The sequence below is a fragment of the Paenibacillus sp. RUD330 genome, from assembly GCF_002243345.2.
In the GTDB taxonomy this organism is placed as follows: domain Bacteria; phylum Bacillota; class Bacilli; order Paenibacillales; family Paenibacillaceae; genus Paenibacillus_O.
In genome coordinates this window covers 4,249,058-4,272,324 of the sequence record NZ_CP022655.2, presented here as the reverse complement: position 1 = coordinate 4,272,324, position 23,267 = coordinate 4,249,058, and the positions used below count along the sequence as shown (strand labels likewise).

Annotated in this window: 25 protein-coding genes; 19 read left to right on the top strand and 6 right to left on the bottom strand. The window is 60.8% G+C overall.

Annotated elements, in window-relative coordinates:
* Nucleotides 1–206 precede the first annotated feature (206 nt).
* Nucleotides 207–1,190 carry a tryptophan--tRNA ligase gene (trpS, locus tag CIC07_RS19610; protein WP_076353665.1) on the top strand — a complete coding sequence of 328 codons (984 nt, stop codon included), beginning with the start codon at nt 207–209 and terminating at the stop codon, nt 1,188–1,190.
* An 86-nt stretch (nt 1,191–1,276) separates the two neighbouring features.
* Here trpS and CIC07_RS19605 read toward each other — a convergent pair whose 3' ends face one another.
* The gene (locus CIC07_RS19605; protein ID WP_021879713.1) at nt 1,277–1,444 is read right to left on the bottom strand and encodes a DUF5325 family protein; all 168 of its coding nucleotides are present in this window, start codon (nt 1,442–1,444) and stop codon (nt 1,277–1,279) included.
* 141 nt (nt 1,445–1,585) lie between these two features.
* Here CIC07_RS19605 and CIC07_RS19600 point away from each other — a divergent pair, with 141 nt between their 5' ends.
* Nucleotides 1,586–1,810, top strand: coding sequence for an alpha/beta-type small acid-soluble spore protein (locus tag CIC07_RS19600; protein WP_048747320.1), 225 nt, complete (start codon nt 1,586–1,588; stop codon nt 1,808–1,810).
* A gap of 157 nt (nt 1,811–1,967) precedes the next feature.
* Here CIC07_RS19600 and CIC07_RS19595 read toward each other — a convergent pair whose 3' ends face one another.
* A complete protein-coding gene (locus tag CIC07_RS19595; RefSeq protein WP_076356746.1) occupies nt 1,968–2,954 on the bottom strand; it encodes a metal-dependent hydrolase in 987 nt (328 codons plus the stop codon).
* A 165-nt stretch (nt 2,955–3,119) separates the two neighbouring features.
* Here CIC07_RS19595 and CIC07_RS19590 point away from each other — a divergent pair, with 165 nt between their 5' ends.
* Nucleotides 3,120–3,425, top strand: coding sequence for a hypothetical protein (locus tag CIC07_RS19590; protein ID WP_076356748.1), 306 nt, complete (start codon nt 3,120–3,122; stop codon nt 3,423–3,425).
* On the opposite strand, the gene gerQ is transcribed toward CIC07_RS19590, so the two are convergent.
* Nucleotides 3,422–3,940: a spore coat protein GerQ gene (gene gerQ / locus CIC07_RS19585; RefSeq protein ID WP_076353667.1), complete on the bottom strand. Its 519-nt coding sequence runs from the start codon at nt 3,938–3,940 to the stop codon at nt 3,422–3,424. The two genes, CIC07_RS19590 and gerQ, sit on opposite strands and share 4 nt — an antisense overlap.
* Before the next feature lie 42 nt (nt 3,941–3,982).
* Nucleotides 3,983–4,405 carry a cell wall hydrolase gene (locus CIC07_RS19580; protein WP_076353669.1) on the bottom strand — a complete coding sequence of 141 codons (423 nt, stop codon included), beginning with the start codon at nt 4,403–4,405 and terminating at the stop codon, nt 3,983–3,985.
* A gap of 329 nt (nt 4,406–4,734) precedes the next feature.
* On the opposite strand from CIC07_RS19580, the gene cyoE reads away from it, so the two are divergent.
* The 3 genes from cyoE to CIC07_RS19565 all read left to right on the top strand — a co-directional run bounded on the left by cyoE (nt 4,735) and on the right by CIC07_RS19565 (nt 7,348).
* The gene (cyoE, locus tag CIC07_RS19575; protein ID WP_232313340.1) at nt 4,735–5,634 is read left to right on the top strand and encodes a heme o synthase; all 900 of its coding nucleotides are present in this window, start codon (nt 4,735–4,737) and stop codon (nt 5,632–5,634) included.
* 59 nt (nt 5,635–5,693) lie between these two features.
* Nucleotides 5,694–6,335 (top strand): SCO family protein, encoded by a 642-nt coding sequence (locus CIC07_RS19570; protein ID WP_076353673.1) that lies wholly within the window; start codon nt 5,694–5,696, stop codon nt 6,333–6,335.
* An 86-nt stretch (nt 6,336–6,421) separates the two neighbouring features.
* Complete coding sequence (locus CIC07_RS19565) at nt 6,422–7,348, top strand: AEC family transporter (protein WP_076353675.1); 927 nt, start codon at nt 6,422–6,424, stop codon at nt 7,346–7,348.
* A 537-nt stretch (nt 7,349–7,885) separates the two neighbouring features.
* Here the strand turns inward: CIC07_RS19565 and CIC07_RS19560 are convergent.
* Nucleotides 7,886–8,263: a ribonuclease M5 gene (locus tag CIC07_RS19560; protein WP_076353677.1), complete on the bottom strand. Its 378-nt coding sequence runs from the start codon at nt 8,261–8,263 to the stop codon at nt 7,886–7,888.
* A gap of 404 nt (nt 8,264–8,667) precedes the next feature.
* Nucleotides 8,668–9,879, bottom strand: a complete 1,212-nt coding sequence (locus CIC07_RS19555; RefSeq protein ID WP_076353679.1) for an MFS transporter — start codon at nt 9,877–9,879, stop codon at nt 8,668–8,670.
* Between the two features lie 203 nt (nt 9,880–10,082).
* Here CIC07_RS19555 and CIC07_RS19550 point away from each other — a divergent pair, with 203 nt between their 5' ends.
* The 13 genes from CIC07_RS19550 (at nt 10,083) to CIC07_RS19490 (ending at nt 23,225) form a co-directional block, all read left to right on the top strand.
* Nucleotides 10,083–10,508, top strand: a complete 426-nt coding sequence (locus CIC07_RS19550) for a hypothetical protein (RefSeq protein ID WP_076353683.1) — start codon at nt 10,083–10,085, stop codon at nt 10,506–10,508.
* Nucleotides 10,509–10,604: 96 nt separating this feature from the next.
* Nucleotides 10,605–11,786 carry a transglutaminase domain-containing protein gene (locus tag CIC07_RS19545; RefSeq protein WP_234992860.1) on the top strand — a complete coding sequence of 394 codons (1,182 nt, stop codon included), beginning with the start codon at nt 10,605–10,607 and terminating at the stop codon, nt 11,784–11,786.
* 301 nt (nt 11,787–12,087) lie between these two features.
* Entirely contained in the window at nt 12,088–12,987 is a 900-nt protein-coding gene (locus CIC07_RS19540) for a metal ABC transporter solute-binding protein, Zn/Mn family (RefSeq protein WP_094248409.1), read from the top strand.
* Complete coding sequence (locus CIC07_RS19535) at nt 12,984–13,856, top strand: metal ABC transporter ATP-binding protein (protein ID WP_076353699.1); 873 nt, start codon at nt 12,984–12,986, stop codon at nt 13,854–13,856. The genes CIC07_RS19540 and CIC07_RS19535 overlap by 4 nt, the downstream gene beginning before the upstream one ends.
* The gene (locus CIC07_RS19530; RefSeq protein ID WP_076353701.1) at nt 13,853–14,791 is read left to right on the top strand and encodes a metal ABC transporter permease; all 939 of its coding nucleotides are present in this window, start codon (nt 13,853–13,855) and stop codon (nt 14,789–14,791) included. Before CIC07_RS19535 ends, CIC07_RS19530 begins: the two co-directional genes overlap by 4 nt.
* 1 nt (nt 14,792) lies before the next feature.
* Complete coding sequence (locus CIC07_RS19525) at nt 14,793–15,677, top strand: metal ABC transporter permease (protein WP_076353703.1); 885 nt, start codon at nt 14,793–14,795, stop codon at nt 15,675–15,677.
* A 254-nt stretch (nt 15,678–15,931) separates the two neighbouring features.
* A complete protein-coding gene (locus tag CIC07_RS19520) occupies nt 15,932–16,684 on the top strand; it encodes a Cof-type HAD-IIB family hydrolase (protein WP_076353705.1) in 753 nt (250 codons plus the stop codon).
* Between the two features lie 7 nt (nt 16,685–16,691).
* Entirely contained in the window at nt 16,692–17,207 is a 516-nt protein-coding gene (locus CIC07_RS19515) for a DUF456 domain-containing protein (RefSeq protein WP_076353707.1), read from the top strand.
* Between the two features lie 41 nt (nt 17,208–17,248).
* Nucleotides 17,249–17,980: a ThuA domain-containing protein gene (locus CIC07_RS19510; protein ID WP_076353709.1), complete on the top strand. Its 732-nt coding sequence runs from the start codon at nt 17,249–17,251 to the stop codon at nt 17,978–17,980.
* 183 nt (nt 17,981–18,163) lie between these two features.
* Nucleotides 18,164–19,840 (top strand): putative polysaccharide biosynthesis protein, encoded by a 1,677-nt coding sequence (locus tag CIC07_RS19505; protein ID WP_094248195.1) that lies wholly within the window; start codon nt 18,164–18,166, stop codon nt 19,838–19,840.
* Nucleotides 19,841–19,933: 93 nt separating this feature from the next.
* The gene (locus CIC07_RS19500; protein WP_048744978.1) at nt 19,934–20,272 is read left to right on the top strand and encodes a thioredoxin family protein; all 339 of its coding nucleotides are present in this window, start codon (nt 19,934–19,936) and stop codon (nt 20,270–20,272) included.
* A 262-nt stretch (nt 20,273–20,534) separates the two neighbouring features.
* A complete protein-coding gene (locus CIC07_RS19495; protein WP_076353713.1) occupies nt 20,535–21,443 on the top strand; it encodes a COX15/CtaA family protein in 909 nt (302 codons plus the stop codon).
* 9 nt (nt 21,444–21,452) lie between these two features.
* Nucleotides 21,453–23,225, top strand: coding sequence for a UbiD family decarboxylase (locus CIC07_RS19490; RefSeq protein WP_076353715.1), 1,773 nt, complete (start codon nt 21,453–21,455; stop codon nt 23,223–23,225).
* Nucleotides 23,226–23,267: the final 42 nt, after the last annotated feature.

Sequence of the window (23,267 nt, the reverse complement as noted above, 5' to 3'; positions counted from 1 at the left end):
GCCGGCGGGAGCTGAGAAGCCGGCGGGATCGGAAGGCGCCGAATGGACTCTGGAGCCGGGAGCCAGTCTCCCCGGGTCATCCACGTTATCGGATCCAAGGCCGGATATTATCCGGCGAATTAGGGTGGCACCACGGTCTCTCGTCCCTTGCGGAGGAGAGGCCTTTTTGTCTTTTCCAAAATCTACCGCAGAAAGGCTTGGTTCCAATGAAGAAAGTCCTCTCGGGCATTCAGCCCAGCGGCCAGCTGACGCTGGGCAACTATATCGGCGCTTTGCAGAACTTCGTCAAGCTCCAGGAAACGCATGAATGCTACTTCATGGTCGTGGATCTTCACGCCATCACCGTGCCTCAAGACCCGGAAGCGCTGCGCGAGCAGTCCAAGTCGATCGCCGCGATCTACCTCGCCGCAGGCATCGATCCGGAGCGGGCGTCCATCTACATGCAGTCCCATGTGCGCGCTCACGCCGAGCTGGGCTGGATTCTGACGACGCTGACCTCGATGGGTGAGCTGGAGCGGATGACGCAGTTCAAGGACAAGGCAGCCGGAAAGGATTCCGTGGGCGCAGGCCTGTTCGTCTATCCGTCGCTGATGGCGGCGGACATCCTCGTCTACAACGCCGACCTCGTCCCGGTCGGAGACGACCAGAAGCAGCATCTGGAGCTGACCCGCGATCTGGCGCAGCGCTTCAACAGCCGCTTCGGCGATTTCTTCACCGTGCCCGAGCCCTATATCCCGAAGGTAGGCGCGCGCATCATGTCGCTTGACGACGCCTCCAAAAAAATGAGCAAAAGCAATCCGAATCCGGGCAGCTTCATCGCGCTGCTGGATCCGCCCGACGTCATCCGCAAAAAGATCAGCCGCGCCACGACGGATTCGGGCCGGGAAGTCCTGCACGACCTTTCCTCCAAGCCGGAGGTCAGCAATCTGATGGGCATCTACTCGCAGATGTCGGGCCTGTCTCTGCAAGAAGTAGAAGCGAAGTTCGAAGGACAGGGCTACGGTCCGTTCAAGAAAGACTTGGCCGAGCAGATCATTGCCGTCCTGGAGCCGCTGCAGGAGCGTTACCGCGATATCCGCAGCTCCGGTCAGCTGGAGGATGTGCTGCGCCGCGGCGCCGAGAAAGCTTCGGCCGAAGCCGATGCCATCGTTGCGGGCGTCAAGGAAAGAATGGGCTTCTTGAAGCCGTGAGCTGGAAGTCGGCGAAAATGCCGAAAGGGTGCCTTCCTCGGAGCTTGTCCGGGAGGCACCCTTTTTGTTTGTCTATATCCGGCCGTTCAAGAACGCTTGAGACGCGACTTGAGCATGAAGCCGAGGCCGATGAACACCGTCGTGGCGACGGCCAGCGTAATGGCCAGCCAGGCGCTGAAGCTGATGGAGATTGCGGTCGCTACCATGAGAACGCAGGACAGCAGAGAGTAAATCAAGGCAAGGGGCTTGGACATGGCGGTAGGCCTCCCGATTCAGATTAGGATGAGGAAGAAAATTTGAAGAGCCGTAGAATAGAACTTTCGAAACGGAACATAATAAGCTTGCAAGCTTGCAACACACACATCAAAGTGCGAACTTCGAAAGGAGCAATTACAATGGCAAGCAACAACAGCGGAAGCAACAGACTGGTCGTACCAGGTGCAAAACAAGCCCTTGAGCAAATGAAATTCGAAGCAGCACAAGAACTGGGTGTACAAATTCCAGCAGACGGATACTACGGCAACGTAGCAACCCGCGATGCAGGATCCCTCGGCGGCTACATCACGAAGAAACTCGTGCAAATCGCCGAGCAACAACTGTCGGGCCAACAACACCGCTAAGAGCGGGAAGATAAAAAAGGGGAAGCTCAAGGGAAACCTTGGGCTTCTTTTTTTGCCGCTCTAGCCTGCGGGAACCAATTAAAAAAGCCCCTCTTATTGTGAAGCAAGGGGCTTCTGCGGTCAACCGCTTCGGGATGCTCTTTTAATGGAAGCAAGCTCAATAGGTGTTCATGCGCAGCCTCTTCTGCAGCCTTTCGTCGCTCAGCCATCCGACATAGGAGCCGAGCGTGGCGTAATCCTTGTCCATCAGAACGACCGCTACGAACGGGTATTGCTTGCGGTGGCGATAGCGCACATCGAACCATCGCACCTCGTAGCCGTACGAATGCTCCAGCACCTCGGAGCAGGCGAACGAGGTGAAGTAGAGGAACGCTTTGACGGATGCGTCGAACTTCGACTGGTCGATCGCGGGATGCTCCATGCAGCGCGCGCTGCCGGACCATTTGAGCTCGCCCCTGCGCAAGTCGCCGATCATGAAGCTTCCGTCCTCCAGCCGCTTGACTACATTCCAATTGTTCAGCGTAATCGTCGGGATGAGAATATAGGCGTCTCCTCCGGCATGGGAATCGTCCAGCGCCGGCAGCTTGCTCGCCACGCTTCGATGGACCTGCGTTCTCCAGACGTAATAGGCTACGAGCAGGCCGTACAGCACCGGAAAGATGAGCTGCGGCTGGAATATCCCGAAAGCCCAGAGCAGCAAGGCGATCGCATGGCCGGTAAAAATAGTCGGATCGAAAATGTGGATGATGTTCCACGAAATCCATTTGTCCGTAAAGGGTCTTGCCGCCTGGGTTCCGTAGGTATTGAAGCAATCCGAGAAAACATGGGCCGATACCGCGAGCAGCACCCACCCGGCCAGATGCAGCCAAGGCAGCGTGCCCTGATACGCCCAAGCGATCGCTCCCGTGATCAGCGTAGTCCAGATGAGGACGGCGGGCAGGGAATGAGAGGCGCCGCGGTGGTTGCGGATATAGACGGCATTGCTTTTGAGCCGAAGGAAGCCGTCCAGATCCGGAGCCTGCGATCCGATGATCGTGCCCGCCAGAACGGCCGCGAACAGACTCGGGTTTCCCGCGACGGCCGGATCGACGGTCGAGAGCCCGGCGAGTCCCAGTCCGGCGACCAGATGCGTTCCTGTATCCAGTCCAAGCACCTCCTGAAGAGTTCAAATGGCTGTGGAAGCGGCCTAGACGCCCCCGCTTCCGGTCTTTCCATTATGCCCTCGTCGATGGTTTCTTATGTCGGGCTTGGGCTGAGGGCCCGTGTCATGCTAGGATGGAGAAACTTGATGGTGCAAGGAGAAATCGGAATGAATGCCTATGCTTTGATGGTCGAATACCGCATCGAGGAGGAAGCCCGTGCGGATTACCTGGCCTTGATCGGACGGCTGGCCGAAGGCGGCGTGCCTGTATCTCTGTACGAGGGCGCGGACCAGCCGAATCTGTTCGTCGAAATATGGCCGGCGGCCTCGGAGGAGGAAGCGCGGGCATGCCAAGAAGAACGCCTCTCGGAGCGTTCTCCATGGTCTGGCATTGGCGGGATGGTCGCCGGGGGGCGTTCCCGCATCCATGCGTGGACGTTCAAGCCTTCGCTTGGACGGCTTCCTTTGGCTTAACGCTCCGTCTCGGGCGTCAGATTGGAGATCGTCTGTCCTTGGAACTGGTACTCGTAGGCGATCGGGCCGTCAAAGGTGACATAGTCGAGATTCAGCGTCAGGAGCAGATAGCGCATATTCGTAGCGGGATCGCGGATAATGATATGGTCGCGGCCTGCCGCCTCGATGACGCCGCGGAAAATTTTGGCGTTCCATTCCTTGTTGTTCTCATACGTCATATAGAACGTCGCCATCTTGCTGCGGTTCAAGCGCAGGATGTTCTCGACATACGATTCCTCGCGGGCGGGAACGGTCGTGATCGTTCCGGCATTGGGCGTGATGACGGATCCGCTCGGAACGCCCGGAGGCATCTGCATGAATGCGGCTCCCGGAATCATCATGCCGTCATGGCTGTACATGGCGGCATTGACGCCGCCGACGGATGGCTGGCCGTAGCCCGTGCCGGCGCCGCCGACGGATGGATGGCCGTAGGCGCCATAAGAACGATAGTAATCGAAGTCATAAGTATTCGACATGAAAGGTTTCCCCGCTCTCTCTGGATAGATGTTTGATTTCGGTCAGTACACGTCCGGGCAGTCGCCGCTGGTCGGCGCGAAGAAGCAGTGCGCTTTGTAGCGCCCGGTATTGCCTTGGTTATACCAGGTATCGGGGCAGTCTCCCGACGGCCTGAAAAACCATAGGGCGTTGCTGGCAGGATGCTGGCGCTCCCCGCCGATGACGCGTTTGGCCAGCCGGATTTCCTTGTCCCTGGCCTTTTGATAGAAGTAGCTCTTCTGGACGGCCTCGTATCCTCCGGGACTCTGGTACACCATGTCCGGAATGGACCGAATATTGCGGAAATCGAGGCAGTTGCCGAGTACCCGGTTGACGCCGACGTTGCCCACCATCAGCATGCCGAGCTCGCCCTCCCCTTCCGCTTCCGCCCGCATCAGCCGGGCAAGCAGCTTGGTGTCCGCATCGTTGGTCTTGATGACAGCCATTGTTCCTGTTCACGCTCCTTTTGCGGGAGCCTGCGGCCTGCTGTTGCTGCGGTGCCCTCCCGCCTGGGCTCCTGACCACACCTTACTGTATGCCGGGGACCGCGAGATGTGCCTGTTTTCGACTCGAAAAAGAAAGCTGCGGCCAGCCCGGGGAGGCAAGGTCCGGCAGCATTCGTCAACAAATAGTCTTCATTGGCATGTCGAATTCATGAACTTGCCTTCCCTTACATTGTCACAAGCATTCATTTTCGGTATCATTAGTACCGTTGACTACTGAAGCCCTTAGGCGCAATGCGCTTTTGCGCTCCAAAAACAGGAGGCGCACGACTGTGTGGAAAGACTTGATTGCCCTTACCAAGCCCGGAATCGTACGCATGAACGCTTTCGCGGCTTTTGGCGGATTTTGGGTAGCTTCCCAGTGGAGCATCGACTGGCTGAAGCTGCTATGGATGCTGATCGGAACTTCACTGACGATGGCTTCTGCCTGCGTCATTAACAATTACTGGGACCGCGAGCTCGACCTCAAGATGGAGCGGACCCGCAACCGCGCGCTGCCGACAGGGCGGCTGAAGCCGGGATTCGTCATTACTTACGGCATCATTCTCGGAATTGCCGGCCTTGCCGTGCTGTTTACCCTGGTGAACGTCCTTTCCGGCTGGCTGGGACTGCTGGGCTGGTTCGTCTATATCGTCATCTATACGATCTGGCTCAAGCGGAGCTCGACCTGGAGCACGTCCATCGGGGGCGTATCCGGAGCGATGCCGCCGGTCATCGGCTACTGCGCCGTCACCGGGCAGGTGGATGCCGGAGCGTGGCTGCTCTTCGCCTTCCTATTCCTCTGGCAGCCGGCCCACTTCTGGTCGCTGGCGATTCGCCGCGTAGAGGAATACCGCGCAGCGGGCTATCCGCTGCTGCCGGTCGTCAAAGGCATCAAGCGGACCAAGCTGCAGATGATTCCTTATGTGCTGCTGCTCATTCCTACCGTCATCCTGCTCTACACCTATGGCTACACGGGCCAATGGTTCCTATGGGTTTCCGGGCTGCTTACCGTCATCTGGTTCGCCCACACCTTGACCGGCATGCGCGCGAAAACCGAACAGGAAACCGAGAAATGGGCCAAGGTCAATTTCCTTATTTCCGTCAACTACCTGCTTGTCGTTTTCCTGCTCATGATCGCCAACACGTACAGGGAGCCTGGCGCGGCGTTCATTTCAAGCATCCTGCCTTGATGGTCTTACATGCCTGTCCGCCCGGACAGGCTTTACTTACATAAGAGGAGAGGTAAACGTTGCCATTCATCCGCAAGCATGCCTTCAAAATCGCCTTGTTCGCGCTTTGCGCCGCCATGGGCATCTATCTGCTCGTTTCAAGCCGGGCAGACAGCACGCAAGCCGTCAATTTTCCGCAAAACAGCCCTGCGCCCGAGTTCACGCTTCAGAACGCATTGGAAGACGGGAAGGAAGTCAAGCTTGCCGATTCGGACGGCAAAGTCCGCGTCGCTTATTTCTACTGGTCTCATTGTCCGGACGTCTGCCCCGCTACGACTTTCATCCTGTCCAAGGTTCAGGACAAGCTGAAGGAGGAAGGGCTGTTCGGCGACAAGGCGGAGCTGATGTCCATCACCTTCGATCCGGTGCGCGACACTCCCGAGGCGATCCGGACCTTCGCCTCCAAATTCCATGCCGACCCGGCGGGCTGGCTGTTCCTGCGCAATCCGGACGAAGCCGCTACGGCCAAGCTGGTCAAGGATTACGGCCTGTCCCTGCTTAAGGATGCCGACGGCAATTACAGCCATAACGACGTGTTCACGCTGATCGACAAGAAGGGCAATATCCGCAAATACATAACCGGCGGCATGGATCAATCGATGACGCCGGACCAAAAGGCGGATTCCATCGTGACCGCCGTCAAAAGCCTGCTGAAAAAATAAGCCTCTTCCGAGAGGGCGCTTGGCAGTCCCATTCCTGCAAGAAATTGCAGGAATTTTTTTTGGACCTGAGGGAAGGAGTGGCACGCATGGCATTGCTCGGCTCGATCCTGCTTCACAACATCATTCCGCTATGCGTCATGATCCTGATCGGGGTCGTGCTGCAGCGGATTTTCGTGCTGGACATCCGCACGCTGTCCAAGCTGAACTTTTATCTCTTTTCGCCGGCCGTCATTTTCAAGCTTTTGTACACGACCGATATTCCGTTTTCGCTGATCGGCCAGGTGCTGCTGTTTTTCGGCGTGTTCATGGCGTTCCAGTACGCGCTTGTGGAGATCGTGATCAGGATGAGGGGATTCCAAGGGGGCATGAAGGCGGCGATGCGCAACAGCGTCCTGTTCTACAACAGCGCCAATTACGGCATTCCGCTCAACCAGCTGGCTTTCGCTGCGAATCCGTTCACGCTGTCGATCCAGGTGCTCATCATGATGATGCAGTCGCTGCTGCCGAACACATACGGCATCTACAGCGTCAATGCGCATAAAAGCAGCTTCCGCGACATCCGGCGCACGATTCTGTCGCAGCCGGTCATTTATGTGATTCCGCTCGCGTTTGCACTGCGCGGCTTCGGCGTCGGCATGCCGGTCTATCTCGCGACGCCGCTCGATTATGTGGCGAATGCGTTCATCGGGACGGCTCTGCTGACGCTCGGCGTGCAGCTCGGGAGCATGAAGCGCGGCAGCGGCAAGGGGAAGACGGCCGAACTGGGTCTTTCCCTGGCGCTTCGCCTGGCGGCGGGCCCGGCGCTGGCCGCCTTGACGGTCTGGCTGCTCGGCATCGACGGCCTCGCGGCCAAGGCGCTCATCGTGAGCTCGGCGGTGCCGACTTCGCTCAGCAGCGTGCTGCTGGCGGTCGAGTTCGACAACGAGCCGGAGTTCTCTTCGCAGGCGGTGCTGTTCTCGACGATCTTGAGCATCGGCACGGTGACAGCGGTCATTGCCCTGCTTCAGATTTAGCGGCGGCCAAAGCTTGACTGCTCAAGTCTGCTGCGCTTTAAGTGCCCAGACCGCTCGGCAAGCCGCCGCTCCTCCAATCGCTGTTGAACCCGGGTTCCTCTGAACTTGGCGACAGAGCGGCAGGAACCCGGCTTCAAAGGCGACCGCTGACGCTTTTCCGGATGCGGCGGCCCGCCTTCGCTGGCCATGCAGCGGGGAAGGAGCGAGCCGGCCATGCGCTGGACCGCGCTGGCCGCTGGGAAGGGCAAAGCCGCTCAGCAGGCCCGCTGCGCTAGGCTCGATAACGCTGCGGCAAGCCCGCTGCGCTCAACTGCTCAAGGCCGCTGCAGCAAGCCCGCTGCAGCTAAGACCGCTCGGCAAGCCGCCGCTCCTCCAATCGCTGGAACCTGCGTAGCCGGCCACGATAAAAGCCGCCGGCAAGAGCAAGCCGAAGAGGCAGGGCGCTTTGCGCCAGAGCGAAGCTCCTGCCGATTCCGATGGAAGCTGGCCGAATCGCTAACGAAGGGAGGGGCAGCCGCACCGGAACGGCTCGTGCCCCTAGAGCCCGTCCTCTTTGGACCAGCGAGGCTCCGGTCCCGCATCGGGGAAGATGAGCTCGGACTCGAAGCCCGCCTTGAGAAGCTGCTCCAGCAAATATTCCTCTGGAGTTCCTTCGACGCCGGGATAACCGCGCCGGGTATAGATATGCTCGGCGTCCGGGAATTCGTCGCGCAGGATGCCGCGGATGCGCCGGCCGGATGGATCGTTGTCGGTGAAGATGTAGACCTGGCTGCCGCCGGCCTGCTTGCGCAGCGTCTCCAGCTGCTTCGAGCCCGGAGTGCCGAAGGTGCACAGGATCGGGACTTCTTCCGACAGCACGCGCCGGAGGCGGCTCCGGTCGTTCTTGCCTTCGACGATGATGACGGCTTCTTCCACGGGAATCGCCTCCTTATCCACTAAGATTAACCTTGGACCGCCGGTTATTCAACGCTGTCCGGTTGTCTTTGCCCCAAAAAAAGGAGGCCTGCCGAATTCGGCAGGCCTCAAGTTTTATGAGAGCGGGAAACCAGTTCTCATATCGTCATTAGAAGCAGAAGCTGCTGATGATGATAACGAGCAGAATGAACAGAACGAGGATTGCGCCAGTGGAAGTCCAGACTCCTCCCACTGCTCCGCCTACGGGAGCACAGCCTACACCTGCACCTTCGACATAAGACATTGTATTGGTCACCCCTTTGCTGCTTGGTGGGGTCATCCGGCCGCCGGCCCGCGGGCAACGTGCTGGCGGTCCGTCAGACATGGTTCAGTATATGTACCTGGATGGTACCCGCCCTGTGCATTCACCCAGTCCTCGGCAATTGGGCGGATGGAGCCGCAGGAATCCGGTTCCGGCCGCCCCCTCCGTGGAAGGGAAGGACAGCGACAGCGAGCATGAGGAAAACGAAGGAAATGTAGTAGGGCGAGACGAGATGCCGGACCTGGCCGGCGATCATTGGCCCGAGGAAAGCTCCGATGGAGAAGGCGATCGACAGGATCGAGAACGTGCGGCCGTAGCGCTCGGTTCCGCTGAGCTCGATGAGCAGCGTCGAGAGGGCGGGGAAGATGACGCCTTTGGCCATGCCGACGACGAGAAGCAGCGACACGAGCGGGGCGTTGAATCCGGCTGCGATGCCGAAGTAGGCGATGGCCAGCAGCAGGGCGCCCCAGAGCGTGCGGCGGAAAGCCGGTATTCGGTTCAGGAACAGCATGCTCAAGGTGATGAGGCCGCCCGCGCTTACGACCGAGAACAGCCATCCGGTTCGCATCATGCCCTCGGAAGTGGTGGACATGAGCGGGAGCTCGAAGCTGAGAATGCCTTGCGAGCAGCTGATGGCGACCGGAAGCAGGAAGACGATCCACGGGAAGCCGCCGGAATCGCCGGCGGGAACGGCGGCCGCCGAAGCGAGCGCCGCTTTTGGCGGAGCGTGGCTCAAGGACCGGGGACCCGCCGGGAGCATGGCCGTCTCCTTGCGGTCGCGGATGAACAGAAGCGCGCAGATGCTCGTGCCGATCAAGATCCAGCCCAGCAGGTAGAAGGCGCTGGAGAAGCCGATCCGGGCTACGAGAAAGGCCCCCGCAGCGGGCGAGACGACCGACGCCAGCGTGTGGACGAAGCCGCTGCCGCTCATCAGCCTGCCCTGCTGGAGAGCGTTCGTCGCCATTCTGGCCAGCAAGGCGCTGCAGGCAGGGGACAGGAAGGCCAGGACGAAGCCGCTGATCGAGCGGAGAACGAGCAGCTGCCATGGATTCGTGACCTGAGCCTGCAGCAGGAGGATGACGCCGGCTCCGAGCAGGCTGAAGACGATGAACATGCGGCTGCCGAAGCGGTCGATGCCGAAGCCGGCGATGATGTTGCCCGGCAGATGGGTGAGGGAGTACATGCCCATCATCAGCCCGATGAACGACGGAGCGGCCCCCAGCGAGACGGCGTACGGAGTCAGGATGGGATATTGGGCATGCAGATCGAAAAAGGCGACGAATAAAAACAGGTACAGCCACATGGCGGTTCTCACGTTGTTGCCCTCCTTCAGGCTTGCGGACTCGGCTTGTTCAGGACTTTACTACTTGTACGCCCTTGCGGGACAGGATATGCTTTATGGCCGCCTCTCCGGCCGCGTTTACGCTCCCGGCAGCGTCGGTTATAATGGGACTATTGACCGCGGGGCCGGATGCCGGCCCGGGGAACGCGGATATGCGACAGGGGGCATGGCGCGTCATGGACAGCTTGGGTTACGGTTATGAGACATGGAGCACTTTTTTCAAGGAGAACTGGCTTGTGCTTGCGGTAGGACTCGTCATCCTGCTGCTGGTCATCGGCATCGTGCGGACCGTGGCGAAATGGGCGCTTGCGGCGGTCATCGTCATCGGCCTCGTGCTGTACAGCGGCTACAACCTGCAGGATCTGAAGGGTCTCGGAGGCAAGGTCCGCGATCAGGCGGTGACCGCCATGGCCGGGGAGGCGGGCAGCGCCCAGTACATGGACAACGGAGACGGCACCTACACGGTCAAGACCGACAATCTGGAGCTCAAAGGAAAAATGGGCGAGGATAGGGTGAATGTCTCGTTCAAGGGGGCTCCGCTCGGAACATGGAGCATCGACGGCACGATCAGAGCGCTGATCGAAGGCGCCCGGGGAAAGTAGCCGTCGGGACGGCGAAGGGCGGAGAGGGCGGACGCTCTTGCCGCAGGGAAACATGGGACTTCGCCGTAAAAGGACAATAGGGAAGGGGGCGTGCACATGTCTATGGCCATCATTCAGAACAGTCTCCAGCCGCTCCTGCATCTGGAGCCGGTATCGCTTGCCGTGCTGCTTGTCATCGCCGTTTCCCTGCTTCAAGGCTTCGGACGAGGAGCGCGGAATTCCTCGCAGCGGCTGTTCCATTTCATCTGGGAAGGAGTGCTGCTGGTTGCGGCTCTGGCCGGCGCGGCCAAGCTGGCGCAGCTGCTCTCCTCCCCCGCCAGCCGCTGGCTTCAGGCCCATGTCCACCTCCCTCAGAAAGAGATGGCCGGCCTGGAGCAGGCCTGGTATACGTTCCTTACGAGCGTGCGGGACCTGCCTCTGCTTCGCTTCGGCGTCTTGTTCCTGATCGGCTATGCGCTGCTGCGCCTGCTGCTGTCGACCTTGACTCCTCTTGCGTGGAGAGCGTTCGGAGCCGCGGCTTATCCTGCCCGCGAAGCAGAGGAGGGCGCCGAAGATGCCCGCAGAGCCCGTTCGACCAACCGCGCTGCGGGAGCCGTCATCGGCGGCCTGCACGGGGTCGGCCGCTCGCTCGTGCTGCTCGCTCTCCTGTTTCTCTATGTATCGGTATTTCCAACCGCTCCGCTGGCCGGCAACATCGAGAGCTCTCCGGTCTACCGCCAGGCGGCGGACAAGCTGCTGCAGCCGGTTGCCGGAGGTCTGCTCGCAGGCAGCGGTCCGGTCATTACGGAAGCGGTCGGCAGCGAGTTCCAGCAGGTGCTGCAGCGGAGATACGAGATCATCGACTCCAACATCCCGGCCGATATCGGAGACGCCGCCAGGAAGGTCGCAGCCGGCGCAGGCAGTGACCGGGACAAGGCGGAGCTTCTCTACGAATGGCTCGGCAAGCGGATCGCCTACGATTGGGACAAAGCGGACAATTACACGTCCAAAGGCATATGGAAAGAGCAGACGCCGGAGGAAACGTTCAAGTCCCGCAAGGGCGTATGCATCGATACGGCTCGCCTGTACGCGGTCATGGCGCGCTCGGCCGGACTGGAGGTCCGGGTCGTGACGGGGCTTGGAGCCGACGGCCGCGGAGGGTTCGGCAGCCATGCCTGGAATGAGGTCAAGCTGATGGACGAAGGCGGCAAATGGATTCCGCTTGATGCGACCTGGGCTTCGACCGGCGATTGGTTCGATTCGGCGGATTTTGACAAAACCCATGTCAGAAAGATCTGAATTGGTTTGGAAGTAAACATTTTTGCATTCGGATAATGACTTGATAGATAAGGGTTTTTCGGATCCAAGCACTCCTTAGGAGTGCTTTTTTTTGTTTTTCGGAATATCTGTTGGCAGAATAAAAATATGTTGCACTATGGAAACTTTATTGTATACTATAAAAAATAAGTCTTATGGCCAACTGAAGGGATGTCCACGGAGGCATCATGGCGCGGTCGAGGGGGAGAGGGATTTGAAGGCAGGAAGATGGAGAAGGAGAGTGGAGAGGCTGGCTCTGACAGGCTTGCTTCTGTCCGTGCTCATGGTTGCCCAGGCCTGTTCGGGCGCCGGCGATGCCGGAGCCGGGAAGAGCGGGGGCGAGCTGGCCGTGACGGCGACGACGGGAATGATCGCGGACGCTGCCGAGGCGGTAGGCGGTGACCGGGTGCGCGTGGCGGCGCTGATGGGACCGGGCGTAGACCCCCATCTGTACAAGGCTTCGCATGGGGATATGGTCAAGCTCGACAAGGCGGACATCGTCCTGTACGGAGGTCTGCATCTCGAAGGAAAGATGACCGAGGTGCTGCATAAGCTCGGCCGCTCCCGGACGGTTGTCGCTGTTACGGACGGAATCCCGCAGGGGAAGGTGATGGAGACCCAGCCCGGCAGCCCGGATCCTCATGTCTGGTTCGATGCGGAGCTGTGGATGCATGCGGTGGAGAAGATCCGGGATACGTTTGCGGCGAAGGATCCGGAGCACGCCCAGGCTTATCGGGAGCGGGCCGACGCTTATCTGGCGGAGCTGCGGAGCCTCCATCAGTATGCTTCCGACAAGCTCGCTTCCATTCCGGAGCGGCAGCGGGTGCTCGTGACCGCCCATGACGCCTTCGGCTATTTCGGACGGGCCTACGGGCTGGAGGTGAAGGGGCTGCAGGGAATGAGCACGGCATCGGAGTTTGGCTCGAAGGATGTCGCCGAGCTGCGGGACTATCTGGTGGCCAACGGCATTCCCGCCGTCTTCGTCGAATCGAGCATTCCTCGGAAGTCGATCGAATCGGTCATGGAAGGGGCCGGCCGGATGGGCCATAAGGTCGTCATCGGCGGCGAGCTGTTCTCCGATGCGCTCGGAGAAAAGGGAACTCCGGAAGGAACGTATATCGGCATGTTCCGCCACAATGTCGACACCGTCGCAGAGGCTTTGAAGGGAGAGAGCGGATTATGAACGCATACGAAGAGGCCGCAGCCGATAGGGACATTCAAGACGCGGGAAAGCCGAAGCGCATCGTCCTCGAAGTGGCAGGGCTGAGCACGGCTTACCGGAACCGTTCCGTGCTGCGGGAAGTTACGTTCGCGGTTCCGGAAGGGGAGCTTGTCGCCATCGTCGGACCGAACGGAGCCGGCAAGTCGACGCTGATCAAGAGCATTCTCGGCCTTACGCCGACGCTTGGAGGAGAAGCGAAGGCATTCGGCGAGACCATCGATGCCGCCCGCAAGCGGATCGGATATGTGCCGCAGCGCGAGTCGGTCGATTGGGACTTTCCGACGCATGCGCTCGATGTCGTCATGATGGGACGGTACGGGCGGCTGGGCTGGTTCCGCCGTCCCGGCCGCAAGGAGCGTGCCGTCGCTCTGGAGTGCCTGAGGGGGGTCGGGATGGAGGCATTCGCCGAGCGCCAGATCAGCGAGCTGTCCGGCGGCCAGCAGCAGCGGGTGTTCCTGGCGAGGGCGCTGGCGCAGGATGCGGATCTCTACTTCATGGATGAGCCGTTCGCCGGCGTCGACGCGGCGACGGAGAAAGCGATCGTCGAGCTGCTCCGCAAGCTGCGCGCGGACGGAAAGACGGTCATCGTCGTCCACCATGATCTGGCGACCGTTCCGGAGTATTTCGATTCCGTGCTGCTCCTGAATGTAACGGTCCAGGCTTTCGGCCCTACCGCCAAGGCATTCACGGAGGAGAACCTCCACCGCACGTACGGTGGACGGATCGGATTTGCCGGGGCAGGCGCCGCTGCCGCCGCCAGCGGGAGGCAGGATGATCCGGCTCCCCGGCAGGATGCCGTCCATACGTTCCAGGGAGGCGGGCGGCCATGACCGGGTTATGGGCTTCCATCGAGGCGCTGGCCTCCGACCCCAACCTGCGCTGGATCGCGCTCGGCTGCATGCTGCTCGGCCTGAGCAGCGGCATGATCGGCTGCTTCGCCTACTTGCGCCGGCAGAGCCTGATGGGCGATACGATCGCCCATACGGCGCTTCCCGGCATCTGCGTCGCTTTCCTGCTCACGGGGGTCAAGTCGCTGCCGGTATTCATGCTCGGCGCCGTGGTTGCCGGCATCGCCGGCACGCTGGCGATCCGGCTCATCACCTCGCGCTCGCGCATCAAGGCGGATGCGGCGATGGGCATCGTGCTCTCCTCGTTTTTCGGTATCGGCATCGTGCTGCTGACGATGATCCAGCACAGCGGAGACGGGAGCCAGAGCGGCCTCGACAAGTTCCTGTTCGGCCAGGCGGCTTCCATGGTGGGCAGCGACGTGCGGCTGATGGCCGGAGTCTGCCTGCTGCTGGCTGCCGTATGCACGCTGCTCTTCAAGGAGTTCAAGCTGCTTTCGTTTGATCCCGCCTTCGCCAAGGGAGCGGGATTCCCGACGGGGCTGCTCGATTTTATGATGCAGGCGCTCGTCGTCGTGGCCGTCGTCGCCGGCATCCAGGCCGTCGGCGTCGTGCTCGTCGCCGCCCTGCTCATCACTCCGGCCGTATCGGCCCGCTTTTGGACGGAGCGGCTCGGCAGGATGATCCTCCTGTCAGGGCTGTTCGGGGCTGTCAGCGGCTTGCTTGGAGCCTGGATCAGCTCGCAAGTGAGTCAGCTCCCGACCGGCCCGGTCAGCGTGCTGGCGGCAGCGGCGATCTTTCTCTTGTCCGTCGCCTTCGGCAGCCGCAAGGGGCTCGTTGTCGTCGCGCTGACCCGGAGGGGCATGCGGCGCAGCCTGGAGCCGGCAGCATCCGCAAGCAAGGCAAAGGAGGCCGGCTGACATGATGGACTTCTGGATTCTGCTGACCGGCTCTCTGGCCGCCGTGAGCTGCGCCGTGCTCGGCTGCTTCCTCATCCTGCGCCGCATGGCTCTGATCGGAGATGCCATCAGCCACTCGGTCTTGCCGGGAATCGTCATCGCTTATATGTTCAGCGGATCGCGGGATTCGATCCTGATGCTCATCGCCGCCGCCTTCATGGGGCTGCTCTGCGTCTTTCTCATCCAATGGTTCAACCAGCGCGGGATCCAGAGCGATGCCTCGATCGGCGTCATCTTCACCTCGCTGTTCGCGATCGGAGTCGTGCTCATCAGCCTGAACGCCAGACAGGTCGACCTCGACCTGGACTGCGTCCTCTACGGGGAGATCGCTTATGCGGCATGGAATACGCTCGAGATCGGCGGGGTCGGCATCGGGCCGCGCTCCGTATGGCTGCTCGGGGGAGCGCTGACGCTGATCCTCGCCGTCATCGGACTGTTCTACAAGCAGTTCAAGCTGTGCGCGTTCGACCCGCTGCTGGCGGCGGCGCTAGGCATTCCGGCCGCCCTCTTCCATTACTTGCTGATGGGCCTCGTATCGATCACGACGGTGAGCTCCTTTGAAAGCGTAGGCGCGATTCTCGTCGTCGGACTGCTCGTCATTCCGCCGTCCACCGCCTATCTGCTCACCGACCGCCTCGGCAGGATGATCGCGATCAGCGCGGCGTGCGGCGTGCTCTCCACGTTCCTGGGCTTCCTGCTCGCGGTATGGCTGGACGCTTCCATCGCCGGCTGCATCGTGGCGGCCGCCGCGGCATTGTTCGCGGCCGCCTTCGTCCTCTCGCCGAAGCATGGCCTCATGGCGGGACGGCTGCGGCGGAGACGGAGAAGCCTGGAGGGAGCCGCCTGAGCGGCTCTCTTCTTTTGCGGCTCTTTCTCCCATCGATGGCAGACGGCCGGATGCCGGCCTGCCGTCGATGTTTTTTATTTACGCAGACGAAAAGAGCGGCTCCGTAGCCAAAATACCATGCAGATGCGCCAAAATAGGCAGGCGCGCGGCCGCAGCGCCTCGGCGTATAATGAATCCAGCCGGCTGAATCGCATTTGGAATCCTTGTCCGATATGGTAAAATATCAAGCAACACCATCTGGCAGGGAGGAACATATGAGAGATTACAAACTGCTTGCCCTCGATATGGACGGGACGCTGCTGACGGACGAGCAGACGATAAGCGAAGAGAACGCGGAGTGGATCCGCCGGGCGATGGAGGCGGGAATAACCGTTTGCTTCTCGACCGGAAGGGGCTTCCAGGGAGCTTTGCCGTTCGCGGAGCAGCTCGGGCTGGACACCCCGATGATCACGGTCAACGGAAGCGAGATCTGGAGCAAGCCGCATGTGCTCTACCGGAGGACGCTCATGAACGCCTCGGAGATCAAGCGTCTGCACAGGCTTGCCGTCCAGCATGCGGAGCCCTGGTTCTGGGGATACTCCGTCGAGGGCGTCTTCAACAAGGAAAAGTGGATCGAGCCGGCGGACGGCTACGATAATTTCCACTGGCTCAAATTCGGCTATCATACCGAGAACGACTCCATCCGCGAGGAGATCCGCCGCGAGGTCGAGAGCTGGGGCTCGATGGAGATCACCAACTCGTCTCCGTGGAATCTCGAGCTCAATCCCGCCGGAGTGAACAAGGCGACCGCCATCCGCGAGCTGTGCGGCGTGCTCGGCATCGAGATGTCCCAGGCCGTCGCTGTCGGAGACAGCCTCAACGATATCGAGGCGATCCGCCAAGCCGGGCTCGGCGTCGCCATGGGCAATGCCCAAGCGGCCGTCAAGGAAGCGGCGGACGCCGTTACGCTGAGCAACAACGAGCATGGAGTCGCGCATGTCATCCGAGACATGCTGCTGAGAGGGTGAGCCGGCGATGACGCTCGCGATCATCGGATGGATTCTCGTCGTCATCCTGTTCCTTGTCGGCATGGCCGGAACGGTCTATCCGATCCTTCCGGGAGCGCTCGCCATCTACGCGGCCTTTTTCGTCTACGGCCTCTTCATCAGCTTCTCGCCGTTCGGCTGGATGTTCTGGACGATCCAGACGCTCATCGTCGTCGTCCTGTTCATCGCCGATTACGCCGTGAGCGCCTGGGGCGTCAAGAAGTTCGGCGGCTCCCGCGCGTCCGTCGTCGGCAGCACGATCGGACTGATCGTCGGGCCGTTCGTCATTCCGGCGTTCGGCCTCATCATCGGCCCGCTGGCTGGAGCGATGATCGGGGAGCTGTACAAGATCGCCATGGACAAGGAGCCCGTATCGGGACCGATCCTGAAGCGCACCTTCATGTCCGGCATCGGCGCCGTCGTCGGCCTGCTGTCGAGCACGGCAGTGAAGATCGTCCTGCAGCTCGCCATGATCATCCTGTTCATCCTCTGGCTCGCATTCTGATGTCCATTTTCCCACTACCTACTTAAAGGAGCCCATCGCCAATGATCAAACTGACGATCTGGAACGAATTCGTCCACGAGAAAGAACATGAGGAAGTCCGCAACGTCTATCCGGACGGAATCCACAACGCGCTGGCCAAAGGGCTTGCAGACTCTGGCCTCGACATCAAGACGGCAACGCTCGAGGAAGCGGAGCACGGCCTGAGCGAGGACGTCCTGAACAACACCGACGTCCTGATCTGGTGGGGCCATATGGCGCATGACCGCGTCGAGGACGCCATCGTAGAGCGCGTGCACAAGCGGGTCATGGAAGGCATGGGCCTCATCGTGCTCCACTCCGGCCACTTCTCCAAAATCTTCAAGAAGCTCATGGGCACGGGCTGCGACTTGAAATGGCGCGAAGCCGGCGAGCGCGAGCGCATCTGGGTCGTCGATCCCGCGCATCCGATCACTGCCGGCCTGCCGGAGCAATTCGCGCTGGAGCAGGAAGAAATGTACGGCGAGCACTTCGATATCCCGGCTCCGGACGAGCTTGTGTTCGTGAGCTGGTTCGAAGGCGGCAACGTCTTCCGCAGCGGCTGCACGTTCCACCGCGGCCAAGGCAAGATCTTCTACTTCCGTCCTGGCCACGAGACGCATCCGACCTACTACGATGCCAACGTGCTGAAGGTCATCTCCAACTCCGTCAAATGGGCGGCTCCGTCCGGCGCGGCTGTTCCGGTCCGCGGCCAGAGCGTGCCTTCTCTGGAGCCGATCTCGCCTAAAAACGTCTAATTCCGGCCGCGCGCAAGCCCGCTGCGGCAAAGCCCTCCGATCCCGCAGATTTCTCTGCGGGATTTTTTGTCGCCGCGGCCGCGCAGGCGCGATCCGGGATGGACGGGTGTGGGGAGGGACCGTTTTGTGGTACACTAGCAGGGTCATTCGTATTATTCGTTAAGGAAGAAGGAACCCGACAACATGGTCAAAAAAGACTCCCTCATCCGGGGCACTCTGATTCTGGCGGCGGCCGCGCTCATCGCTCGGGTGCTGGGACTGTTCCAGCGGGTTCCGCTGGATTATATGTTCTCCGGACCCGGCAACGGGTATTTCGGCATCGCCAATACGGTCTATCTATACCTGCTCATCATCGCCACGGCCGGCATTCCGAGCGCCATCAGCAAGATGGTTTCGGAACGCTACGCGCTCGGAAGGCCGCGAGAAGCCCAGCGGATCTACCGCGCCGCGCTGCTGTTCGGCGCCGTCACCGGCGTCCTGCTGTCGACGCTGCTGTACATATTCGCGCCTTATTACGCCTCCAGCTTCGTCCGCACGCCGGAAGCTTCCTCCTCGATCCGGGCGATCGCGCCGGCGCTGCTGCTGTTCCCGATCATCGCGATGATGCGCGGCTACTTCCAGGGCAGGCAGATGATGTCCGCAGGCGGCATTTCCCAGATCGTCGAGCAGATCGCGCGCGTGCTCGTCGGCATCGGACTTGCGCTTGTCGTGCTCAATCTCGGCTGGACGGACCGCTGGATTTCCGCCGCCGCGACCTTCGGCAGCGTGTTCGGCAGCATCGGCGCCTTCCTCGTCATGCTGTACTACGCCCGCAAGCTGAAGCGCTCCGACATGGAGGAGGAGCGCTCGCTCGGCCGGGGGGAACGCGAGAGCGCGGCAGCTTCCGAAGCGGCTGCGCCTCCGGTGCGGCTGCGCAGCATCTACAAGGAAATCTTCACCATGTCGGTCCCGATCGTCTTCACGGCAATGACGGTTCAGTTCATCTATCTGATCGACTCGACCTTCTTCATCCGCTGGACGGACAGCTATTACAGCGCTTATGACACGGCGAGCCGCATCCGCGATTATCTCATCTTCAACGCGCAGTCGATCGCCGGCATCCCGCCGATTCTGGCGATCGCGCTCAGCCAGTCGATCATACCGGTGCTGTCGGCCGCCAATTCCGTCGGACGGCTGGATGAAGTGCGCAAGCAGGCCTCGCTCGTCATGCGGATCGTCGTCTTCACCGGCGTGCCTGCCGCCCTGGTGCTGACGGTAGGAGCGCATTCCGTCAACGGGCTGCTGTTCTCGGATCCCGGCGCCAGCGGCGTCGTGGCCGCTCTGACGATCGGCACGATCTTCCAGATCACGATGATGACGAGCAACTCGATCCTGTTCGGACTCGGCAACCCCCGCCCGGCGATGATCAGCGCCATCATCGGCTACGCCGTCAAGATCGTCGGCAGCCTGGCGCTCGGCCCGCTGCTGGGCGGCTACGGCTTCATCATCGCTTCCATGCTCTGCTTCATGATCATCACCTGGCTGAACATGAGGGTGATCCAGGACAAGGTGGAGCTGAACGTGCTCGGCCGCCGCTGGCCCGCCTACCTGCTGACGATCGTCATCGCCGCTGCGGCAGGCTACGGAACCGACATGACCGTCCGAGGCGTGCTCGGCTCGATTCTGCCTTCCAAGCTCGTCTTTTTTGCAGGCACAGTCGCCACTGGCGCGGTGATGGGCATCTTCTACCTGTTCCTTCTGATCGCGCTCGGCGTCATCAGGGAAGCCGACGCCAGCTCCTTCCCTGGCCCTCTGCGCAAGATCCTGCTTCCTCTGGTCCGCCGCTTCGGACGCCGGGAGACGGAAGCGCAGGGCTCCTGACCATGAGCATCGCGGAGGCTCGGCGGGCGGATTTGCACAAAACGGTTCAAACCCGGTACGATAGAGTAAATCCATACAAAAAGGGTGATTGACATGCGCAAAGTAACGACCGACGAACAGTTCCGCGAAACCGTCGCCTCTTCCGGCGTCACGGTGGCCGTCTTCAAGACGACCTGGTGTCCCGATTGCCACTTCATCGATCCGTTCATGCCGGAGATCGAGCAGAACTACGCGGGCAGGATCGAGTTCATCGAGATCGACCGCGACGATCTGCCCGAGCTCTGCTCCGAGCTGAACATTCTCGGCATTCCGAGCTTCATCGCCTTCCGCGAAGGCAAGGAAGTCATCCGCTTCGTCAGCAAGCTGCGCAAATCGAGAGACGAGATCGAGCAGTTCCTCGGCCGCGCGATCGAAGTGTCCGCCGCGCTGTAAGCCTCTGCGCAGCCCGGTTTGGCAGCCAGCCCATCAGGGGCCACTCTCTGATGGGCTTTTATGCTGCATGCGTTATTTATTCCCCGTTCCGGGCATGCAAGCTGCCGGCTTCGGCAGGGCAAAATAACGCCGGAATGCTTGTACAAATCGTGTCTGATCGGACGCGGAATGATGCCATTATCGTCACATTTTCAACATGGCTTTTGCATTTTTTTGCCGCTATAATGAGGGTTGTATCCATCGAAGGGGTGACAAACAAACGATGATCTCCCGCCTATACCGCCTGCTTGCATGGATGTCCAGCATCGGCATGTTCCTCGTCCTGCTTGCAGGCGCTCTCGTGACCAATACGGGCTCCGGAAGGGGCTGCGGCGATGACTGGCCGCTATGCAACGGCAAGTTCATTCCCGCCTTTACCCTCGAGACAGCCATTGAATATTCTCATCGCGTCGTGACCGGACTGGTCGGCATCATCGTCGTGGCTACCTTTGTCATGACCGTGATGGTCTACCGCCGCTTCCGCGAGCCGCTCTGGTTCGCCGGCCTGACGCTGTTCTTCACGATCGTGCAAGCGCTGATGGGCGCTGCGGCCGTCGTCTGGTACCAAAGCCCTCCCGTCATGGCGCTGCACTTCGGCATCTCGCTGCTTGCGGTCGCCTCGACGGTGCTGCTCGTCCTGTGGGTGAGGCGAATGGACAAGGGGCATGATCCCGCCTCGGCATCGATGCTTCCACGCTCCGTGTTCACCTGGGTGTTGTCTGCGGCGATCTATTGCTACGTCGTCGTTTACCTCGGAGCCTTCATCCGCCATACCGACTCTGGAGGAGGCTGCCTCGGCTGGCCGCTGTGCAACGGCGAGCTCGTTCCGGAGATCAATGGAGCGACCGGCATCGTCTTCGCCCACCGGATCGCCGGCCTGATTCTATTCTTCGTGCTTCTCGGCCTTTTCCTTCATGTCCGCAAGCAAGCCGGAAGCAGCGACCCGGCGACGCGCTCCGCCCTTTGGGTTCTGATTCTGGTCATCTGCCAGATTTTCAGCGGAGCGTGGCTGACCGCGACCATCGGCAACGACCAATGGTTCATCTTCACCAATATGATCCACAATCTCATCATTACGATCTTGTTCTCCATCCTTATAGACCTGGGTGTCCAAGCCCGGAAGAGACGTTAGGAGCCGATCATGACTTTTGCAAACCTAAGGCAATTCGTAGAAGCGCTGCGCAAGGACAACGACCTGGCCGTCATCGAGGCTCCGGTGGATCCCAATCTGGAGCTGGCGGAAATTCACCGGCGCGTGATCGAAGAGGAAGGACCCGCCCTGCTGTTCACGAACGTGAAGGGCAGCACCTTTCCCGTCCTCACCAATATGTTCGGCACCGCCCGCCGCGTCGATCTGGCGTTCGGCACGAAGCCGGAAGAGCTGATGAAGACGGTTGTCGGCGCGATGGACCGCCTGCTGCCGCCGACGCTCGGAGCCGTATGGGGCGAGCGGGGCATGGTGAAGGACCTGCTCAAGGTAGGACTCAAAAACGTTCCGAACAGCGCCGCGCCGGTCATGCAGGCCGTCCGCAGGGAAAATCCGCTGAAGGGGCTGCCGTTCCTGACCAGCTGGCAGGATGACGGCGGTCCTTTCGTCACGCTTCCGCTCGTGTATACGGAGCATCCGTCCCATCCGAAGAAGCATAATGTCGGCATGTACCGCATGCAGATCTTCGACGACTCGACGACCGGCATGCACTGGCAGATCCACAAGGGCGGCGGCTTCCATTATCACGAGGCGGAGAAGAACAACCAGGAGCTGCCGGTCAGCGTTTTCCTCGGGGGACCTCCGGCGCTGATCGCCTCGGCGATCGCTCCTGTTCCCGAGCATCTGCCGGAGCTGATGATCGCATCGCTCATTCTCGGAAGCAAGCTTCCGGTCACCCAGGATCCGCTGGGGCGCCACCGCATTCCGGCGGAAGCCGAATTCTCGATTCACGGCAGCGTGCCGCCGCATCTGCGCAGGCCCGAAGGCCCGTTCGGAGACCACTTCGGCTATTATTCCCTGCAGCATGATTTCCCGGTATTCAATGTCAGCCATGTGCATCACCGCAAGGATGCGATCTACCCGGCGACGATCGTCGGCAAGCCGCGGCAGGAGGACTACTACCTGGGCGAGTATCTGCAGCGGCTGCTCAGTCCGGCTTTCCCGATGGCGATGCCTGGCGTGAAGGATCTGTGGGCTTACGCGGAGACCGGCGTCCACGCCTTGGCCGCCGCTGTCGTGCGGGAGAGCTATTCGCGAGAGGCGCTTGCTACCGGCTTCCGCATTCTTGGCGAAGGCCAGCTGACGCTGACCAAGTTCCTGATGCTGACCGACCAGCCGGTCGACCTGTCCCGCTTCGACGTGCTTCTGGAGACGATTTTGGAGCGCTTCCGCCCGGAGACCGACCTGTTCGTCTTTGACAACACCTCGCATGATACGCTCGACTATACGAGCGGCAAGCTCAACCACGGCAGCAAGGCGCTTCTGATGGGCGTCGGCGAGCCTGTGCGTGAACTGCCGCATGACTATACGGAAGGCCCGATCGCGGAAATCAGCGACATCGCGGTTTATTGCCGGGGCTGTCTGACCGTCTCCGGAGCGGACTATGCTTCGGATCCGGAGCTGGCGTCCAAAGTATTGGAGAGAGCCGCCGAGAAAGGAACCGACTGGCCGCTGATCGTCCTGGTCGACGACGCCAGCACGGTCGCTTCGGCCCAGACGCCGTTTCTGTGGACGGTATTCACCCGGTTCAATCCCGCGGACGATATCTATGCCCTTTCGGAAGCGAGGCGCCATCATATGGCCTACCGCCTTCCGATCGTCATCGATGCCCGCATGAAGCCCGGGTATCCGGACGAGCTGTTCCCTCGGGAGGATATCGTTTCTCTGGTCGACGGCAGATGGAAGGAATATTTCCCTAAATCCTGAATGCCTGAAGGTTTTTGGCTCTGCTGCACAGAAGCTTAGAAA

Excerpts from the sequence above, each read along its gene's own strand:
- CIC07_RS19500 (WP_048744978.1), top strand. The coding sequence starts at position 19,934 with ATGCGCAAAGTAACGACCGACGAACAGTTCCGCGAAACCGTCGCCTCT.
- CIC07_RS19605 (WP_021879713.1), bottom strand. The coding sequence starts at position 1,444 with ATGTCCAAGCCCCTTGCCTTGATTTACTCTCTGCTGTCCTGCGTTCTC.
- CIC07_RS19530 (WP_076353701.1), top strand. The coding sequence starts at position 13,853 with ATGACCGGGTTATGGGCTTCCATCGAGGCGCTGGCCTCCGACCCCAAC.
- CIC07_RS19510 (WP_076353709.1), top strand. The coding sequence starts at position 17,249 with ATGATCAAACTGACGATCTGGAACGAATTCGTCCACGAGAAAGAACAT.
- CIC07_RS19535 (WP_076353699.1), top strand. The coding sequence starts at position 12,984 with ATGAACGCATACGAAGAGGCCGCAGCCGATAGGGACATTCAAGACGCG.
- CIC07_RS19525 (WP_076353703.1), top strand. The coding sequence starts at position 14,793 with ATGATGGACTTCTGGATTCTGCTGACCGGCTCTCTGGCCGCCGTGAGC.
- CIC07_RS19515 (WP_076353707.1), top strand. The coding sequence starts at position 16,692 with ATGACGCTCGCGATCATCGGATGGATTCTCGTCGTCATCCTGTTCCTT.
- CIC07_RS19540 (WP_094248409.1), top strand. The coding sequence starts at position 12,088 with ATGGTTGCCCAGGCCTGTTCGGGCGCCGGCGATGCCGGAGCCGGGAAG.
- gerQ (WP_076353667.1), bottom strand. The coding sequence starts at position 3,940 with ATGTCGAATACTTATGACTTCGATTACTATCGTTCTTATGGCGCCTAC.
- trpS (WP_076353665.1), top strand. The coding sequence starts at position 207 with ATGAAGAAAGTCCTCTCGGGCATTCAGCCCAGCGGCCAGCTGACGCTG.
- CIC07_RS19495 (WP_076353713.1), top strand. The coding sequence starts at position 20,535 with ATGATCTCCCGCCTATACCGCCTGCTTGCATGGATGTCCAGCATCGGC.
- CIC07_RS19600 (WP_048747320.1), top strand. The coding sequence starts at position 1,586 with ATGGCAAGCAACAACAGCGGAAGCAACAGACTGGTCGTACCAGGTGCA.
- CIC07_RS19490 (WP_076353715.1), top strand. The coding sequence starts at position 21,453 with ATGACTTTTGCAAACCTAAGGCAATTCGTAGAAGCGCTGCGCAAGGAC.
- CIC07_RS19545 (WP_234992860.1), top strand. The coding sequence starts at position 10,605 with ATGTCTATGGCCATCATTCAGAACAGTCTCCAGCCGCTCCTGCATCTG.
- CIC07_RS19580 (WP_076353669.1), bottom strand. The coding sequence starts at position 4,405 with ATGGCTGTCATCAAGACCAACGATGCGGACACCAAGCTGCTTGCCCGG.
- CIC07_RS19520 (WP_076353705.1), top strand. The coding sequence starts at position 15,932 with ATGAGAGATTACAAACTGCTTGCCCTCGATATGGACGGGACGCTGCTG.
- CIC07_RS19565 (WP_076353675.1), top strand. The coding sequence starts at position 6,422 with ATGGCATTGCTCGGCTCGATCCTGCTTCACAACATCATTCCGCTATGC.
- CIC07_RS19590 (WP_076356748.1), top strand. The coding sequence starts at position 3,120 with ATGAATGCCTATGCTTTGATGGTCGAATACCGCATCGAGGAGGAAGCC.
- CIC07_RS19505 (WP_094248195.1), top strand. The coding sequence starts at position 18,164 with ATGGTCAAAAAAGACTCCCTCATCCGGGGCACTCTGATTCTGGCGGCG.
- CIC07_RS19550 (WP_076353683.1), top strand. The coding sequence starts at position 10,083 with ATGGACAGCTTGGGTTACGGTTATGAGACATGGAGCACTTTTTTCAAG.